The sequence below is a fragment of the Sphingomonas sp. GW821-FHT10C01 genome (assembly GCF_059415525.1).
In genome coordinates this window covers 96,694-113,479 of record NZ_JBWKNK010000004.1, presented here as the reverse complement: position 1 = coordinate 113,479, position 16,786 = coordinate 96,694, and the positions used below count along the sequence as shown (strand labels likewise).

Below are 16,786 nucleotides of genomic sequence, written 5' to 3'. Positions count from 1 at the left end.
GCGGGACTATGATCGCGCTTCCCGATCCGCGCAATCCGGTGTCAGGCCCGATGTGCCTCCCCCATCAGTAGTGCGAGCCGGTCGAACCCCTCATGCGTACCCGCAATGCGCGCGGCTGGATCGCCGCCGTCGAGGAACGCAGCCTGTTCGGTGAAGCGCATCCGGGTCTGCGCGCCGTCGGGGATCAGCTCGACCGTCACCAGCGAAGCAGAGATGCAGACCCCCGCCAGCGCCATTTCATAGGCATAGACGATGCGCTGCGCCGCCAGGAGCTCGAAATAGTGGATGCGGACGCCGAATTCCTGGCCATCGGGCATCCGCCAGCGCACCGTTTCGATCCCACCAGGGGTAAAGTCGAAGCGATTCTCGATCTCCTCCCAATCGGGATGGCAGCCGGTCCAGATCGCCTTGAGATCAGGTTCGGCCCAGAAGCGGAAGGCATGGGCGGGGCTGCCAGGCAGCATCCGTTCGACGACGAACTGCCGGTGATCGGGGGCGTGGGTCATGAATTCTCCGGGTGATCGAGCATCGCCTGGGCCAGCCGGTCGAACGCCGCGCCGAGCGCCGCTTCGCGCCGCCGCACCCAATCGCCGACCGGTGCGAGACCGTCGGGCCGCAGATCGTAGGTGCGCACCCTGCCGGCCTTGTTCGAGCGGACGATACCGCTTTGCTCGAGGAGTTGGAGGTGCTTGACCGCCGAGGGCAGAGCGAGGTCGAGTGGCGCGGCGAGTTGCTTGACCGAGGCCGGGCCACGGCTCAGCTGCTCGACCATCGTCAGCCGCAACGGATCGGCAAGCGCGTGAAAGACCCGGTCGAGCTGCTGCACTTCCATCCCCATCTCCTCAGGCGCCGAGATAGCGCGCGGGCATGGCATCGCGATAGGGGAAGAGGTCGAACCAGGGCCGCGCTTCGGCCAGCACGCGCGCAAAGGACGGGCGCGCGAGCAAGCGCTCCAGATAGGCGTGGGCCCGTGTCAGCTCCACCGGGATCGGATGGACGATCGACGCGAAGAACAGCGCCGGCGCCGCCGCGCAATCGGCAAGGGTGAACGCCTCCCCCGCCGCCCATGGCCGCTCGGCGAGCTGACCATCGATCATCGCATAGGCGGTGTCGAGCACCGCGCGGGCATCGATGACGCCGGCGGGATCGCGGCTGCCTTCGCGCCGGATGCGGTCGAGCACGATCTTCTGCATCGGCACCGCGACGTAATTGTCGAAGAACCGGTCCCATAGCCGCGCCTCCAGCCGCGCATCGGCATCGGCGGGAAGCATCGGTGCCGGGCCGGGGGCATGGGCCTGAACATATTCGATGATGATGCTCGTTTCCGGCACGATCCGGTTGGCGGCATCGTCATGGAGCACCGGGATCTTGCCGACCGGCCAGCGTGCGAGGTGCGCGGCCGCACCCCCCGGATCGCCAAGGTCGACCGTAACCGGGGTAAAGGCGGTACCGTTCTCGTACAAGGCGATCAGCACCTTGTGACAAAAGGATGCGAGCGGATGGAGATAGAGCGTGAACGCCATGCGGGCCTCGAAACAGTTTCCTATTATGGAAACTGTTAGCGAAGGCAGACCCTAATCCGCAATCAAAACTTTCCGATTCTGGAAACTATTTTAACGACGATCAATCCGGTTTCACACCCGCGCGATCCGCGCTAACGCGTGGCCAGCGCGCGCCCGTAGCTCAGTTGGATAGAGCACGAGCCTTCTAAGCTTGGGGCCGCAGGTTCGAATCCTGCCGGGCGCGCCAGAATCCCGATTCGTCAGAGGCACTTAGCGGCTTTCGGGTGCCGGGCGCGGTGGTCGGCGCTGTAGCGGACGTCGAGAAGGGCCCAGAGGAGAAGGCGTTGGTTCGTCGGCTTAGCGCCCTCATTTCGCTCGTTCAGGCTGCCCATCGGCGACCCCAATGGCAGTCACTCCTTAGAACTTGGGTCCGTATGCTTCGCTGACGCAATTGTCATATTGACGTCAGCGTTACGACCGGCGTGCGCATCTAGCGTTGCGGCATGACCAGGACAGCAACGTTGCTGCGCTTCGTGCGTGCCCGCCGCAAACCCGCCCTTCTGATTGGAGGCGCGGGCATGCTCGCCCTGGCCGCGCTCGCCTATTCGGGCACTGGACAGACCCAGCAGCAGCCGGCGGCGCAGCCGCCCGTGCCGGTCAGTACCGTCGCCGCCGAACGGCGCGACGTGCGGCACGAGATCGAAGCGGTCGGCACGGTCGAATCGTTGCAGGAAGTCGTGATCCGCTCGCAGGTCGACGGCGTGCTGACGCGCCTGCACTTCGCCGAGGGCGACCTTGTCCGCCGCGGCCAGCTTCTCGCCACGATCGACGACCGCCCGCAGCGCGCCGCGCTCGAGGCCGCGCAGGCGCAGCTCGCGCGCGACGCCGCACAGCTGCGCGCCGCTGAGCTCGACCTGGCGCGCTACCAGAGCCTCGTCGCGCGCAACGCCATCTCGCAGCAGATGGTCGACCAGCAGCGCGCCCAGACCGATCAACTACGTGCGACCGTTCGCCTCGACAGCGCCAATGTCGATACCGCGCGCGTCAATCTCTCCTTCACCCGCATCGTCTCGCCCGTTAGCGGCCGTGTCGGCATCCGGCGCGTCGATGCGGGCAACCTCGTCCGCGCCAGCGACGCCGACGGCATCGTCTCGGTCGCGCAGGTCAATCCGATCTCGATCGTCTTCCCGGTACCTCAAACCCGTCTCGCCGATCTGCGGGCGAGCGCGCGCGATGCGCAAGGCGCCGTGGTCGAGGCCCATGACAGCGACGGCGGTGCGCTGCTCGGCACCGGACGCATTACCGCCTTCGACAATGCCTTCGACACGCGTACCGGTACCGGACGTGTGCGCGCGCAGTTCACCAACGGCACCGAGCGGCTCGCCCCCGGCGCGTTCGTCGCGGTGCGGATGCGCACCGGCCTGACCCCCGGCGCGGTGGTGCTGCCCGCCGTTGCCGTGCGCCCCGGCGTCGATGGGCATTTCGTCTTTCGCGTGACCAACGGCACGGTGAAGCGCGTGCCCGTCACGCTCGGCTACACCAATGACGAAATCGCCGTGGTCGCGCGCGGCATCGACCCGGGCAACGTCATTGTGCGCGACGGCTTTTCACGATTGCGCGACGGAGTCAGAGTCACCGCCACAGCGGCCGTTACCGCGACCGGGGGTGGTCAATGAGCGAGGGCGCCATCCTCCCCGCCGCGGACACGCCGCGGCACGGCTTCGCCACCTGGTTCATCCACCACCCCGTCGCCACCGTGTTGATGACGCTGGCGGCCACGATACTCGGCCTGTTCGCCTTCACCCAGCTCCCGGTCGCGCCGCTGCCCGAAGCCGATTTCCCGACGATCCAGGTCAGCGCCAGCCTGCCGGGCGCCAGCCCCGAGACGATGGCCTCTTCGGTCGCCACCCCGCTCGAGGTCGCGTTCACCGGCATCCCCGGCGTGACCGAGATGACCTCCGCCAGCGGGCTCGGCCAGACCAGCATCACCATCCAGTTCACCCTCACGCGCGATATCGACGCGGCGGCGCAGGAGGTTCAGGCCGCGATCAACGGGGTCGCCGGGCGCCTTCCGGCCGATCTCCCCAACCTCCCGACCTGGCGCAAGGTCAACCCGGCCGACACCCCGGTGCTGGCACTCAGCGTCTCCTCCGACGAGATGCCGCTGACGGAACTCAGCGACCTGGCCGAGAACCAGCTTGCGCGTCAGATCAGCCAGATCGACGGCGTCGCGCAAGTCGCCATCTTCGGACAGAACAAGCCCGCGATCCGCGTGCGCGCGCAACCCGATCGGCTCGCCGCCTATGGCGTCAGCATGGCCGACATCCGGACGGCCGTGCAGGGTTCGAGCGTCAATCTCGCCAAGGGTGCCGTGTTCGGGCGCGACACGGTCGCGACGTTCGAGGCGAACGACCAGCTCTTCACCCCGGCCGACTATGAGCAGATCGTCGTGGCATGGCGCGACGGCGCGCCGATCCGCCTGCAGGACGTCGCCGAGGTGAGCATCGGCGCCGAGAACAGCTATGTTGCTGCTTTCCCGGACGGCAAGCCCGGGCTCGGCATCGGGATCATGCGCCAGCCGGGCGCCAATGTCGTGCGGATCGCCGACGCGATACGGGCAGCACTCCCCGGCCTGACCGCATCGCTGCCTGCCAGCGTCGAGGTCTCGGTGCTCAATGACCGCACGCGCACGATCCGTTCCTCGATCCACGAGGTGGAGATCACGCTCGCCATCACGCTCGCACTCGTCGTGCTCGTCATGGGCCTTTTCCTGCGGCAAGTGTCGGCGACGCTGATCGTCGCGGCGGTACTCGGCGTTTCGGTGATCGCGACCTTCGCCGCGATGTACCTGCTCGGCTTCAGCATCAACAATCTGACGCTGGTGGCGCTGGTCATCGCGGTGGGCTTCGTCGTCGACGACGCCATCGTCGTGGTCGAGAACATCCACCGTCATATGGAGATGGGCAAGACCGCGATGCACGCCGCGATCGAGGGCGCGCGCGAGATCAGCTTCACCGTCATCTCGATCACCTTCTCGCTCATCGCCGCCTTCATCCCGATGCTGTTCATGGGCGGCGTGATCGGCCGGTTGTTCCGCGAATTCTCGCTGACTGTCACGGTCTCGCTGCTGATCTCGGTGGTCGCTTCACTCACCCTCGCGCCGATGCTGTGCGCGCGCTACCTCAAGTCGCCGAAGCACGACGACAGCGGCAAACGGCGTTTCACCGACCGGCTGATCGACGGCTATGGCCGCGCGCTCAAATGGACGCTGGCGCGGCAGCGGCTGACCTTGCTTGGCTTCGCAGCGACGATCGGCGCAGCGGTCGCCAGCTATGTCTATATCCCCAAGGGCTTCTTCCCGCTTCAGGACACCGCCTTCGTCGTCGGGCAGACAGTCGCGGCCGAGGACATCTCCTACGCGGACATGCGCGCCAAGCATGAGGCGATCGCCGCGATCCTTGCCAAGGATCCGGCGGTGCAGCGCTTCAACCACGCAATCGGAACGACCGGCGGAAGCCAGTCGCTCGCCAATGGCCGGGTGTGGGTCGTGCTCAAGGATCGCGGTGACCGCGACGTCTCGTCCGAAGGCTTTATCGCGCGCCTTCGCCCCCAGCTCGCCCGCATCCCGGGGATCAGCGTGTCGATGCGCTCGGCACAGGACATCAACATCGGCGCGGGCGGCGGCGCAGGGCAATATTCCTATGTGCTCAAGTCGACCGACACGCGCGAGATGGCGCGCTGGGCAGCGCAGATGACGCAGGCGATGTCCCAATCGCCGCTGTTCCGCGACGTTCGCAACGACGTCCAGCTCGGCGCACGCATGCAGGGGATCACGATCGACCGCGCCGCCGCCGCGCGCTACGGACTCAGTGTCGATGCGATCGATCAGGCGTTCTACGACAGTTTCGGCCAGCGCCAGATCAGCGAGTTCCAGACCCAGGTGAACCAGTATCGCGTGGTGCTGGAGGCCGATCCGTCGCGCTATGCCCGGGTCGCCAGCCTCGACACGATGTTCCTGCGCTCGGCAGTGACCAACGCGATGGTGCCGCTCTCGGCAGTGGCAAAGATCGATACCCAGCGCGCCGGGCCGCTCTCGATCGGGCGTCATGGCCTCTCTCCCGCGGCCACCATCAGCTTCAACCTGCCGGCAGGCGTGGCGCTGGGGGATGCGATGGCCGGGATCGAGCGCATCCGACAGGAGATCGGCGTTCCGCCGACGGTCACCGGCACGGCGCAAGGCTCGGCTCAGGCCTTCACGGACTCACTCGCGACCCAGCCCTTGCTGATCCTCGCGGCGCTGATCGCGGTCTATATCATCCTCGGCATTCTCTACGAAAGCTTCTCGACCCCGCTCACTATCCTCTCGACCCTGCCCTCGGCCGGCCTCGGCGCGGTGCTGATGCTGTGGCTGTTCGGGCTCGACTTCTCGATCATGGCGCTGATCGGCGTGATCCTGCTGATCGGCATCGTGAAGAAGAACGGGATCCTGATGGTCGACTTCGCGCTCGATGCGCAGCGCACTCGCGGGATCTCGCCCGAGGAGGCGATCTACGAGGCGGCGATCACGCGCTTCCGGCCGATCATCATGACGACGATCGCCGCCCTGCTCGCCGCGATCCCGCTGATGCTCGCCTTCGGCACCGGCGCCGAGCTGCGCCAGCCCTTGGGTGTCGCGGTGGTCGGCGGGCTGGTCATCAGCCAGGTCCTCACCCTCTTCTCCACCCCCGTCGTCTACCTGGCGCTCGACCGTCTCTTCCACCGGGCACGTCCCGCACGGACGCCCCGCCTCAAGACCATGCTCGAAGGCGCCCCGGCATGAACAGGACTCTTCTCCTCCCCTTCCCTCTTCTCGCCATTCTCGCCGGTTGCGCGCATACCCCCGCCGCACCCCCTGCTCCCAGCAACCTGCCTGCCCGCTGGGAGGCGGCAACCCCGATGCCGACCGGCGAGATACCCGGCGCGTGGTGGTCGAGCTTCAAGGATCCCGTGCTCGACGGCCTGATCGACAGCGGACAGCAGCATAATGTCGATCTGCGCATCGCGGCCGAACGCGTGATTGCCTCCCACGCGCTGCGCCGTGCCGCCACCGCCGGGTTCCTCCCCGAGATCGGCGCGGAGGCCGGCGTCACCGCGGCCCGCCGCGCGACCGGCGATTCCGCCAGCATCGGCCTCGGCGCAAGATGGGAACCCGATATCGGCGGGCGCCTGTCCGCCGCCGTCCGCGCCGCGCGCTCCGACGCCAGCGCCACCGCCGCCGACGCCGAGGCGGTCCGGCTGCTGCTGATCGAGGAGATCGCTCGCGCCTATATCGACTACCGCCTGCAGCGCGCGCTGATCGCGCTGACCACGCGTACCGTCACGGCGCAGGAGGAAACGCTGCGCATCACGCGTGACCGTTTCGAGTTCGGCATGGCGAGCGCGCTCGATGTCGAGCGTGCTTCGGCGCTCGTCTCGCAGACGCGCTCGGAACATGCGGTGGCAAGCGAGGCGGCCGACGCCGACCGGTTCCGCCTCGCCTATCTGCTCTCGACCACGCCCGAAGACATGACCGCGCGGCTGGCGACCAGCGACACGATCCCCGCCGCCGATCCGCTCGCTGTGCTGCGCTCGCCCGCCGACGTCCTTGCCGCGCGGCCCGATATCCGCGCGGCCGAAGCGCGCTATGCCGCGACGGCGGCGCGGCGCGACGGCACCGCGGGGCTTCGCCTGCCCTCCCTGTCCCTATCGGGGCTGATCGGCCTCGACGCGGGCGGGATCGGCAGCCTGCTCGACGGCGGCACGACGATCGCCTCGGTCGCCGCCGCGCTGGTGCTCCCGGTGCTTGACTTCGGGCGCCGCCGCGCGGAGCTCGATGCAGCGGATTCGCAGCTGCGTCAGGCCAGCCTCGATTATGAGCGTGTCGTGCGCGGCGCGTTTCAGGAAACGCAGACCGGGATCGTCTCCTATCTCCAGGGCCAGGTGCGCGAACGCGAGCTGGGCCGGGCGATGGAGGCCGCCCGGCGGGCGGCGGAATTGTCGCAGCTCCAGTATCGCGAAGGGACGCTCTCTCAGCTCGAGGTTCTCGACGCCGCCCGAACCGTCTATCAGACGGAACGGGATCATGCTCGGGCGTTGGCGGACGTGTCGGCGCGGCTGGTCTCGCTCCACCGGCAGCTGGGCGTCGCGCCCGCCGCGCCGGCAACAGTAACCGGAGGCGTCGGCACGGGGCAGTGAAGATTCTGATCGTCGAGGACGAAACCAAGACCATCCACTATCTGCGCCGCGGCCTTGCGGAACAGGGTTACGCTGTCGACTATGCGACCGACGGCGAAGACGGTCTGCACCTTGCCTGCACCGGCGAATATGATGCGATCGTGCTCGACGTGATGCTGCCCAGGCTCGACGGCATCTCGCTGCTCGCGGCGCTGCGCACGGAACGCGATACGCCCGTCATCATGCTCACCGCCCGCGATACGGTCGATGATCGCCTGCGCGGGCTTGGCGCAGGCGCCGACGACTATCTGGTCAAGCCCTTCTCGTTCCTCGAGCTGCTGGCGCGGCTTCAGGCGATCGTGCGCCGCGGCCGCGGGCAGGAGGCGACGCAGGTCAGGATCGCCGATCTGCATGTCGACCTGATCGCGCGGCGCGCGATACGCGGGCGGCGGCGGCTCAACCTGACCGCCAAGGAGTTCGCATTGCTCGCACTGCTTGCCCGGCGACGTTCGCAGATCGTCTCCAAGACGATCATCACCGAACTGGTCTGGGACATTAATTTCGATACCAACACCAATGTTGTCGAGGTCGCGATCAAGCGGCTGCGCGCCAAGCTCGAGGCCCCGGGCGAAGACAAGCTGCTGCACACGGTGCGCGGCATGGGCTATGTGCTCGAACCGCGCGACGAGGCCGCGGCATGACGCGCTCGATCGCCGGCCGGCTGGCGCTGATGTTCGGCGCGGCGGTGACGCTGGTCTCCACCATCGCCGGCATCGCGCTCTTCGCCTTCCAGTCGGAACAGCTGCATCATCACAAGCGCGAGGAACTGGGCGCCCGCTTCCAGATCGTCGAGCGCATGGTGAAGGATTCGATCTACGCCTACAAATGGCCCTTCATCACCGCCAAGCTCCAGGATTTCACACCGCCGGACGGCAGCCTCTATTTCATCGTCGAAAGTGTCGACCCGCGTTTCACCTTTCGTCCCGAAGCGCTTGCCGGCGCGCAGTGGAAGGGGCCGCGCGACGGGTTCGGCAAAGTTATCGTGTCCGATCAGAAATATCTGACGCTTGCGCGCACGCTCCCCGCAGCCGGTGAGCGCCCCGCTGTGCGCCTGATCATCGCTTCGCGCAGCAAATATGTGGACGAGACCGAGATGGGCCTCGCCATCGGCATCGCGGTCATGTCGCTCCTCGCCATCGCCGCCGTCGCGGCGCTGGGCTGGTGGATCGCCCGGCGCAGCCTCGCCCCGGTCGACCGCCTGTCCGAACATGCCCGGCTGCTCGGCGCCGAGAATCTGGCGCAGCGCCTGCCGACGGAAACGCTGCCTGCCGAACTCTCGGGACTGGTCCTGTCGCTCAACGATGCGCTCGATCGCGTCGCGGACAGCTATCAGCGGCTCTCGACCTTCAACGCGGACGTCGCGCACGAATTGCGTACCCCGCTCGCCAATATGATCGGAGGCACGCAGGTCGCCCTGTCGCGCGACCGCCCGGCGCGCGAGCTTGAGGAAGTGCTCCAGTCCAACCTCGAAGAGCTCGACCGGATGCGCCGCATCGTCAACGACATGCTCTTCCTAGCGCGCGCCGATCAAGGCGAGGTGGCGGCCAACCTCACCACCTGCTCGCTCGCCGAGGAGACGCGCAAGAGCGCCGAGTTCATGGCCCCAGTGATGGAGGAAGCAGGCGTCACGCTCGAAATCGACGGCGATGCGCAGGTTCCGATCGAACGCGCGCTATTCGGGCGGGCGATGACCAATCTGCTCGACAATGCGGTGCGCCACGGCGCAACGCCCGGCCGGGTCACGGTCAAGATCGCTTATGAAGACGATGCCGCCTCGATCGGCGTGTCCAATCCGGGGGCACCAATCGACCCCATCCATCTCGACCGCATCTTCGACCGCTTCTACCGGATCGATCCCGCGCGCTTCAACGATGGCGAAAGCCACGGCTTCGGACTTGCGCTGGTCAAGGCGGTCGCCCGCATGCATGGCGGATCGGTCTTCGCTCACAACGAACCCGGCCGAATCTGCATCGGTTTCACCGTGTCGCGCACCGAGCAGTCCAAACGGAAATTGCAATGCTGCTGACTTCGATAGGGCGGTCAGCTGTCAGTCCGCTTTCAGACAGCATGTGCAGGAAAGCGCAGGGTGCGGACAAGGTAGAGCCGGACGACGAGCATTCAGGCAAGGCCCCTTCGAGCCGTTAACGCCTGTCTATCTCAGGTCCCCTGGATCGCTATTCGGCAACGCGATCGGTAGAATCAACCGAACCGAAAGTCCGCGCGGACCGTTCGCTTCGAGCCGCAACTCACCGCGATGCAAATGGGCAATGGTCTCGACGAGCGAGAGGCCGAGGCCCGCACCGGTACCGCCGCGTGCCGGATCGAGGCGCACAAATCGCTGCGCCGCGCGCGCTCGTTCCGCCTCCGACAAGCCCGGCCCGTCATCGGCAACCGTCAGATCGATCGATCCGTCTGCGACAGGCGATGCGCCGATACGAACAGTCGAAGCGCCCTCTGCATATTTGAGCGCATTGTCGACAAGGTTGGACAGCGCCCGCTGCAGCAGCTCACGATGGGCGATCACATCCACTCCCGCCGGGACATCCACCTCGATTGAGAATCCTCGCTCCTCGGCAAGCGGTCCATAGACCTCCGCTATATCGTCGAGCATCGGACCCAGGCCGAAGCGGGTGAACTGATCGCGGCCGATCCCGGCTTCCGTCCGGCTGATCTCAAGCGCTGTATCGAGCAGGCGGTGAAGGCTGTCCGCTTCGTCGATCGCCCCGGCGAGCGCGATCGACGCGTCCGCGTCACGGCTGCGGCGGAGCGCCTGTTCGAGCGCCGCCTTTAGCCGCGATACCGGCGAGCGCAGATCATGCGCCATCGAATCGGTAACCATGCGCAGTTCGCGGACCAACACCTCGATCCGATCGAGCATCGCGTTGATCGAATTACCGAGTCGATCGAAGGCATCGCCTGACTCGTCGCGCTCGACCCGTGCATCGAGGCGTCCGGCGGCGATGGCCGAAGCCGCTCGCGCGAACACATCGACCCTGCGCGACAGGATCCAGGCGGCGAATGCGGCCACGCAGGCCGCCGCGAAGATGCCGACAACAAGTGCGTAGAGGAACGCCACCCGGCTCGCGCTCGCGAGCTCGACCTGCGCCTCGAGTACCTCGCCGGTCAGCAGCACATGCCCATTGGGCAAGCGCGTCGTGACGAGGCCCATCTCCTCGGCCGCCGTGCCGCCCTCGCGGAACAGGCTGATCCGCCGCCAGCGCTCGGCATCGCCGACGGTCGCCGGCCATTGCTTGAGATTGCCGATGATCGGCGCATCCGCAGACCCCTTGAGCAGCACCACGAAGTTGCGATCATCGCGCACGGCGAGCCGGTCACGGATGGCGCGGACCAGTCCCGCCTCTCCCTCTTGCCGGTATTCCTGGGCGAAGTCGTCACGCGCGACTTCGGCCGCCGTGCGAGCATCGGACAGGATCATCGCTTCGGTGGAACGATGGATGACGGCCAGGCCGAGCGCGAGCGTCGCGACCTGCGCCAACAGCAGGAGCAGCGCCAGCCGGACCGTGGTCGACCGCAGGACGGCAGCGCGCATCACCCCGCGCTAGTCCGAGTAGCCGAGCATATAGCCGGCGCCGCGGATGGTACGCAAAAGCGGCCGGCCGAACCCGTCATCGATCTTGCGGCGCAGACGACTGACATGAACGTCGACCACATTCGTTCCTGGATCGAAATGATATTCCCATACGCCTTCCAGCATCATGGTGCGCGTGACGACCTGGTTCTTGTGCCGCAGCAGATACTCGAGCAGGCGGAACTCGCGCGGCTGCAACTCGATGCGCTGCCCACCGCGCGTGACCCGGCGACTGAGCAGGTTCATCTCGAGATCCTCGCATGCGAGCAGGGTTTCGACCCGCGTGGTTCCCGACGGCTTTGCGATGAGCAGCTTCAGCCGCGCCAGCAGCTCGGAGAAGGCGAAGGGTTTCACGAGATAGTCGTTGGCACCCGAGGTCAACCCTTCGACACGGGCATCGACCGCGCCGAGGTTCGACAGGATGATGACCGGGGTGACGACCCGCGCCGCGCGCAACGCGGCGAGCACCGCCATGCCATCCATGCCGGGAAGCATGCGATCGAGAATGATCGCGTCGTAACTGCCGTCGGTCGCGTGGAACAGCCCGTCACGCCCGTCGGCGGCATGATCGACGACAAAGCCCTCGTCGGCGAGGCTCTTGACGACATGGTCCGCCGTGGCGCGGTCATCCTCAATGACGAGTATCTTCTGCGACATGCGGCATTCCTCGCTAACGCCCGGCGGCCGGCAACCGCATATAGCGATCTGTACCCTGATGACGAACGACCAAGCGCAGGCCGCCCGCGCCGCCCCGATTCGAAGCCACCGCAACGTCAGCCAGTGCCGTGACCGGCCGGTCATCGATCCGCTCGATCCTGTCCCCCACCGCGATGCCGGCCGCCGCGGCCGAACCCGAATCCTCCACGCTGGTCACGACCAATGCCGACTCCACCGCGCCACGAGCCGGCCGCTCGAGCTCGTAGGTCAGGCCGGGAATCAGACCCCGATGCGGCAGGCGCGCGCCCGCTCCCCAGCGCGCCGCCAACAGGATCACCGCCACGAGGAGGAGCAGCAACACGCCTGTCGAGGGCAAAAGGCGCGCGGACGGCTTCACACGATCGCCTTTGGCGCAGCAACGCCCGCGCGCCAGCCGCTTCCGCCGGCCGGCCGCGAGACGAGATGATGAACCGCCGCCATGCTGCCGACAAAGGCCATCCCCCGCGATCCGGCGATGTAGCGCGGCTCCCAATGCGTCGCGAACTTGGCCTTGTAGTTGCGTAGGCCTTCAAAGCCGTAGAGCGGTTCGCCGTGGCGAAACAGGAAGGCGGCGCCGCGGGCCCAGGTGGAGGCCAACTTGCCTCCTTCGATCCCCGCCAGCGGCGCGATCCCCAGCGTGAACCAACGATATCGCTCTGCCTGGGCATGCTCGATCAGGCGCAGGAACAGGAAATCCATCGTGCCATAGGGAATGGCACGGCGATGGCGCATCAGATCCACCGACATTTCCTCGCGGTTCGGGGTCGCGAGGATATTGGCGAATGCGACGATCCGCCCGCCGACGCGGACGATGGCGCAGGGGAAGTGGCTGAGATAGGTGGGATCGAAGCGACCGAGGCTGAAGGCCTTTTCGCGCCGCTTCTTGCTGTCCAGCCATTCGTCCGACACCGCACGGAGCTCGCCGATATAACGCGATGCCTCATCGGCGGTCAGGACGGCGAATTCGGCCCCTTCCTGCGCCGCCTTGCGTTCGGCGTGCCGAAGCGACTTCGCTTGCGCTCCGGTCCGGGTGAACGCGGTCAGATCAACCCGTGCCTCTTCGCCATATTTGACGATGGCAAGGCCAAGGTCGATCGAATGCGGCAAGCAAGTCGCGCTGATCTGATAGAGCAGGATACGGCCCTGCGCCGCGTCGGCGCGCTCGCGCAGTTTCCACAGGAGATCGGCCCAGCGCGCCTCGTGGCCGACCGGGTCGCCCATGACGATCCAATTCGGCCCCTGCACCCGATACATCACGAACGCGTCGCCCTCGTCGGCGAGGATGAAACTCTTGTCGCCGGTCAGGGCGAGGAAGGCATCGCTGTGCCGGGCAAGGGCGAGCGCCGGTTCCAGCCGGTCGTGCGCAACCGGATCGGCCCGCGCGACACGCGGCGATGGTGCGAACAGCCGCCACAGCGCAATCCCGGCGACCATCACTGCCGTGCCGAACAGCGCGCGCAGGAAGCGCGGCGCATCGCCGGTCAGGCTGAACTGCCACCACAGGCTGCTACTGTAGGCGACGTGCTTGTACGCGAAGAACCCGGCGAAGGTCGATGTGAGGATCGCGGTCAGCGCCGCGATCGTCCAGCCCGTCGAGAGCGGCGCGTCGAGCAGCGACGTCTTGCGATAGAATGCGGGTCGACTCCATTGCAGCGCGGTGCCGATCGCGAGGAGGATGATCGCCTCCTCGTAATCCGCGCCTTTGGCGAGTGAGAAGAGCGCGCCAGCAAAGAGCAAAGCGCGCGCGGTGAAGAACGCCCCGTCAAGGCGCCGCAGCAGCCCCGGCGCAAGGAACAGGAGCAGCGTGCCGGACAGGCTCGCGGCGATGTGCGAAGCCTCGACGAACGGCAGCGGCAGGATGTGGCGGAGCGCGTGCATCCGGCTCGTTTCGGCCGGCGTCGATCCCGACAGCAGCAGGATGAGACCGCCCGCGAAGGCGAGTGCGGCGAGCAGGGGCGGGGCGAGCTCGCGGAGCAGCGACTGGCCGGCCTGTGCCAGCTCCTGTGCGGGGCCGTGCCAGGCCTTGCTCTCATGCCAGGCGAGGAGCAGCGCGGCGAGCAGCAGCGGCAACAGATAGTAGATGACGCGATAGGCCAGCAGCGCCGCCAGCAGCTGGGCCTTGTCGCCCGGCACCGTCGCGATCACCACCGCCTCGAACACGCCGAGGCCGCCGGGAACGTGGCTGATCAGCGATGCGATGATCGCGAGCGCATAACCGAGGAAAAAGGCGGGATAGAGCGCGGGATCGTGGGCCGGGAGCAGGACGAACAGCGCCGCGCTGGCGGCGGCAAGGTCAAGCGCCGCGACCCCAGTCATCGTCGCACCGTGCCGCAGCCCGGGAAGCGGCGTGCGCCACCCGCCGATATCGACCATCCGCAGCCCGAAACGGCGCAGCAGCAGCGGAACCAGGCAAAACGCCACCACCGTCAGCCCCGCGACATGCAGCCACGGGAGCGGCAGCGCGAAATCGAATAAGGGCAGGACGTGTGTGCTCGTCATCGCCGCGAGCCCCGCCAGCAGGATGACGCCATTCCAGAAGCTGAAGCTGGCGAGCGCGATGACGCTGCCGATCTCGCCCGCATCCAGCCCCGCCGTGCGGTAGATGCGATAGCGAGCCGACCCCCCGGTCAGCAGTGCGAGGCCGAGATTATGGCTGAGCGTGTAGCTGGTGAACGATGCCAGCGCGTAGGTCCGCCACGGTAACGGGCGCCGGATGACGTGAAGCGCGAAACGGTCGTAGAGCGTGAGCAACAGATAGCTTGCCGCGGTGAGCAGCAACGCCGCGCCGATCTGGCCGGCCGACAGGGCATCGAAGGCGTGGCGAATCTCATGCGGGCGAACGGTGTGCAGCAGCTTGAACAGCGCCGTCAGGCCGAGCGCGGCGATCAGCAGCGCGGCGAGGATCGACAGGCCGCGCCGGCGAGCGGCGATCCAGCGTGCGAGGCCCATGCCTGCAATCATCGGCGCGTCCAATCCTGATGCTTGCAGATCAGGCCGCCCAGGATGCAGCCCGAAATACGCAGGCTGTTCGCGCTGGTCTGGTCGATGGTCGAATAGAAGCGTCGGCCTTGATCGGGAACATAGACCTGCCCCGTCCAGTGCCCGACGCTCCTGGGGCGATAATCGACGAGCAACTCTGTACCGAGCAGCGAAGTCACGCCCGCCTCGCGCGCATCGGCCAGCGCCGCCGGCGCCGCCCACACGATATTGCCGCAGAGCAGCTGACCGCAGGCGCGGGTGCGGACAAGGATCGTCCCCTTGGGATTCTGCCAGAGGCCGATCGGCGTGGGCGGCGCTTCGGCCCGCGCGGTAGCGGACAGTCCCAACAGCGCTATCGCGGCGAGAAGACGCATCTCATTTGCTCCCGGATGTAACAGCGGCGCGCTGGATGGCGGGCAGGATCGCCGCTTCCAGCGCACCGTCGTCGAATTTGAGCTTATGACCGCCCGGCAGGACGATCCGCGAGACATTGGGCATGGTGAGTTCGGGGCACAGGCTGTTGTGCTCGTCGGCGCCGCGGATGCAGGTCACCGGCACCCAGGCCAGTTTCGAGGCGGTCTGCAGCGCAGGCTGGTCGGGGATTTCGAGTCCGGCGAGTTCGATCGGCGAGGCACGGAAGATAATGTCCTCGCCAGGAACGACCAGCACTACGGATTTGACCGGCTGACGGCGTGCGGGCGGGAGGTCGGCGAGTCCGGCATGGAGCATGTCGGCGCCGAAGGACTGGCCGATCAGTACCACTCGATCGGTGCCGCCGAGGCGCATTGCCCGCGCCATCGCTTCGTCGATCAGCGCCGCGACCTCCCCGGGCGTGCGCCGTGGCGAGAAGTAGGTCAACGAATTGACGGTGACGACGGCATAACCGCGATCGTTGAGCCGCGCGGCGATCTTGGGGGCCATGCCGACCCGGTTGCCCATGTCTCCGGACAGGATCACGATGGCGGGCCTGGCGGGGTTCGGATCCGCGGCGGGCAGGTCGCGATACAAGGGACCGGTATAGTAGCCGGCATGGAGATAGAAGGCCCCGGCGAGGAACGCTGCAAGCAACAGGATGGACAGCAGCTTCTTCATGCGACCCCCTTGGCGGGCACCTGTCGCCGCGTCGGGAAGGAAACACCGGTAAGGCCCCGTCCCGTTGCGACCCGTCGATCCTGGTCCTTTGCATCCGTCCGGAAGCTGGCCCCCGCATTACCATATTGTCATGTCGCGGCCATGCCCCGGTCGGATCGCGCCGCGTAAAAAGGGGCATCCATGGCGGGGGTTGCCTCCCCCTTCAGCTCCCGCCCTGGACCTCGGTCCGCATCATCCGCCCCAGCGGGCGGATCAATGGAGTAAGAAACATGGCACGCTTTCGCACCCTTATCGCGCTCGGCCTCGCATCCACGATGATGATCGGCGCGCCGGCCTTCGCGGCCACGCAGCAGCACCCGGCGACCACCACTGCCGCTGCAAAGCCGGCTGCCCGCATGGTGGCAAAGCCGGCCGCAACGACGCCGGTACGGGCGGCTGCGGCGACGCCCACAAAGCCGCGGACCGCAACCCCGGCGCGGTCGAACACGCACCTCGCCAAGGCGACGCTGCGCAACGGCAAGCAGGTCACCTACAATTGCAGCCTAGCCGGCAACAAGAACAAGCAGGCCTGCAAGAGCTGAACCAACAGACGTTCATTCCGGTTCAGCACTCGCCCGACCAGTTCCGATCTTCCCCGGAACTGGTCGGTTCGATACCGGCCTTTCGCAACGGAAGA

The 16,786-nt window shown here is 67.0% G+C and carries 15 protein-coding genes and 1 tRNA gene; 7 read left to right on the top strand and 9 right to left on the bottom strand.

Annotated elements, in window-relative coordinates; translation table 11 throughout:
- Positions 1 to 41: 41 nt before the first annotated feature.
- The 3 genes from AC07M1_RS16220 to AC07M1_RS16210 are packed head-to-tail and all read right to left on the bottom strand — an operon-like array spanning position 42 to position 1,523.
- Entirely contained in the window at positions 42 to 506 is a 465-nt protein-coding gene (locus AC07M1_RS16220; RefSeq protein WP_495163664.1) for an SRPBCC domain-containing protein, read from the bottom strand.
- Positions 503 to 832, bottom strand: coding sequence for an ArsR/SmtB family transcription factor (locus AC07M1_RS16215; protein WP_495163663.1), 330 nt, complete (start codon positions 830 to 832; stop codon positions 503 to 505). The genes AC07M1_RS16220 and AC07M1_RS16215 overlap by 4 nt, the downstream gene beginning before the upstream one ends.
- Before the next feature lie 10 nt (positions 833 to 842).
- Positions 843 to 1,523 carry a glutathione S-transferase family protein gene (locus AC07M1_RS16210; protein WP_495163662.1) on the bottom strand — a complete coding sequence of 227 codons (681 nt, stop codon included), beginning with the start codon at positions 1,521 to 1,523 and terminating at the stop codon, positions 843 to 845.
- Positions 1,524 to 1,672: 149 nt separating this feature from the next.
- Between AC07M1_RS16210 and AC07M1_RS16205 the strand changes: the two genes are divergently transcribed.
- From AC07M1_RS16205 to AC07M1_RS16180, 6 genes are all read left to right on the top strand, one after another.
- Positions 1,673 to 1,749: transfer RNA gene (locus AC07M1_RS16205), tRNA-Arg, on the top strand.
- A gap of 256 nt (positions 1,750 to 2,005) precedes the next feature.
- Positions 2,006 to 3,178 (top strand): efflux RND transporter periplasmic adaptor subunit, encoded by a 1,173-nt coding sequence (locus AC07M1_RS16200; RefSeq protein ID WP_495163661.1) that lies wholly within the window; start codon positions 2,006 to 2,008, stop codon positions 3,176 to 3,178.
- On the top strand, positions 3,175 to 6,321 hold the full coding sequence (locus tag AC07M1_RS16195) for a multidrug efflux RND transporter permease subunit (RefSeq protein ID WP_495163660.1): 3,147 nt from the start codon (positions 3,175 to 3,177) through the stop codon (positions 6,319 to 6,321). Before AC07M1_RS16200 ends, AC07M1_RS16195 begins: the two co-directional genes overlap by 4 nt.
- Positions 6,318 to 7,715: an efflux transporter outer membrane subunit gene (locus AC07M1_RS16190; protein ID WP_495163659.1), complete on the top strand. Its 1,398-nt coding sequence runs from the start codon at positions 6,318 to 6,320 to the stop codon at positions 7,713 to 7,715. Before AC07M1_RS16195 ends, AC07M1_RS16190 begins: the two co-directional genes overlap by 4 nt.
- The gene (locus AC07M1_RS16185) at positions 7,712 to 8,395 is read left to right on the top strand and encodes a heavy metal response regulator transcription factor (RefSeq protein WP_495163658.1); all 684 of its coding nucleotides are present in this window, start codon (positions 7,712 to 7,714) and stop codon (positions 8,393 to 8,395) included. Before AC07M1_RS16190 ends, AC07M1_RS16185 begins: the two co-directional genes overlap by 4 nt.
- Positions 8,392 to 9,780: a heavy metal sensor histidine kinase gene (locus tag AC07M1_RS16180; RefSeq protein WP_495163657.1), complete on the top strand. Its 1,389-nt coding sequence runs from the start codon at positions 8,392 to 8,394 to the stop codon at positions 9,778 to 9,780. The genes AC07M1_RS16185 and AC07M1_RS16180 overlap by 4 nt, the downstream gene beginning before the upstream one ends.
- A 126-nt stretch (positions 9,781 to 9,906) precedes the next feature.
- Here the strand turns inward: AC07M1_RS16180 and AC07M1_RS16175 are convergent, their stop codons facing one another.
- The 6 genes from AC07M1_RS16175 to AC07M1_RS16150 are packed head-to-tail and all read right to left on the bottom strand — an operon-like array spanning position 9,907 to position 16,110.
- On the bottom strand, positions 9,907 to 11,304 hold the full coding sequence (locus AC07M1_RS16175) for a HAMP domain-containing sensor histidine kinase (protein WP_495163656.1): 1,398 nt from the start codon (positions 11,302 to 11,304) through the stop codon (positions 9,907 to 9,909).
- Between the two features lie 9 nt (positions 11,305 to 11,313).
- Positions 11,314 to 12,000, bottom strand: coding sequence for a winged helix-turn-helix domain-containing protein (locus tag AC07M1_RS16170; protein ID WP_495163655.1), 687 nt, complete (start codon positions 11,998 to 12,000; stop codon positions 11,314 to 11,316).
- A 13-nt stretch (positions 12,001 to 12,013) separates the two neighbouring features.
- Positions 12,014 to 12,397: a PDZ domain-containing protein gene (locus tag AC07M1_RS16165; protein WP_495163654.1), complete on the bottom strand. Its 384-nt coding sequence runs from the start codon at positions 12,395 to 12,397 to the stop codon at positions 12,014 to 12,016.
- Complete coding sequence (gene mprF / locus AC07M1_RS16160; protein WP_495163653.1) at positions 12,394 to 15,000, bottom strand: bifunctional lysylphosphatidylglycerol flippase/synthetase MprF; 2,607 nt, start codon at positions 14,998 to 15,000, stop codon at positions 12,394 to 12,396. Before mprF ends, AC07M1_RS16165 begins: the two co-directional genes overlap by 4 nt.
- A complete protein-coding gene (locus tag AC07M1_RS16155) occupies positions 14,997 to 15,392 on the bottom strand; it encodes a DUF2147 domain-containing protein (RefSeq protein ID WP_495163652.1) in 396 nt (131 codons plus the stop codon). The genes mprF and AC07M1_RS16155 overlap by 4 nt, the downstream gene beginning before the upstream one ends.
- 1 nt (position 15,393) lies before the next feature.
- Positions 15,394 to 16,110 carry an AcvB/VirJ family lysyl-phosphatidylglycerol hydrolase gene (locus AC07M1_RS16150; RefSeq protein WP_495163651.1) on the bottom strand — a complete coding sequence of 239 codons (717 nt, stop codon included), beginning with the start codon at positions 16,108 to 16,110 and terminating at the stop codon, positions 15,394 to 15,396.
- A 269-nt stretch (positions 16,111 to 16,379) separates the two neighbouring features.
- Here AC07M1_RS16150 and AC07M1_RS16145 point away from each other — a divergent pair, with 269 nt between their 5' ends.
- Positions 16,380 to 16,691 (top strand): hypothetical protein, encoded by a 312-nt coding sequence (locus AC07M1_RS16145; RefSeq protein ID WP_495163650.1) that lies wholly within the window; start codon positions 16,380 to 16,382, stop codon positions 16,689 to 16,691.
- Positions 16,692 to 16,786 lie beyond the last annotated feature (95 nt).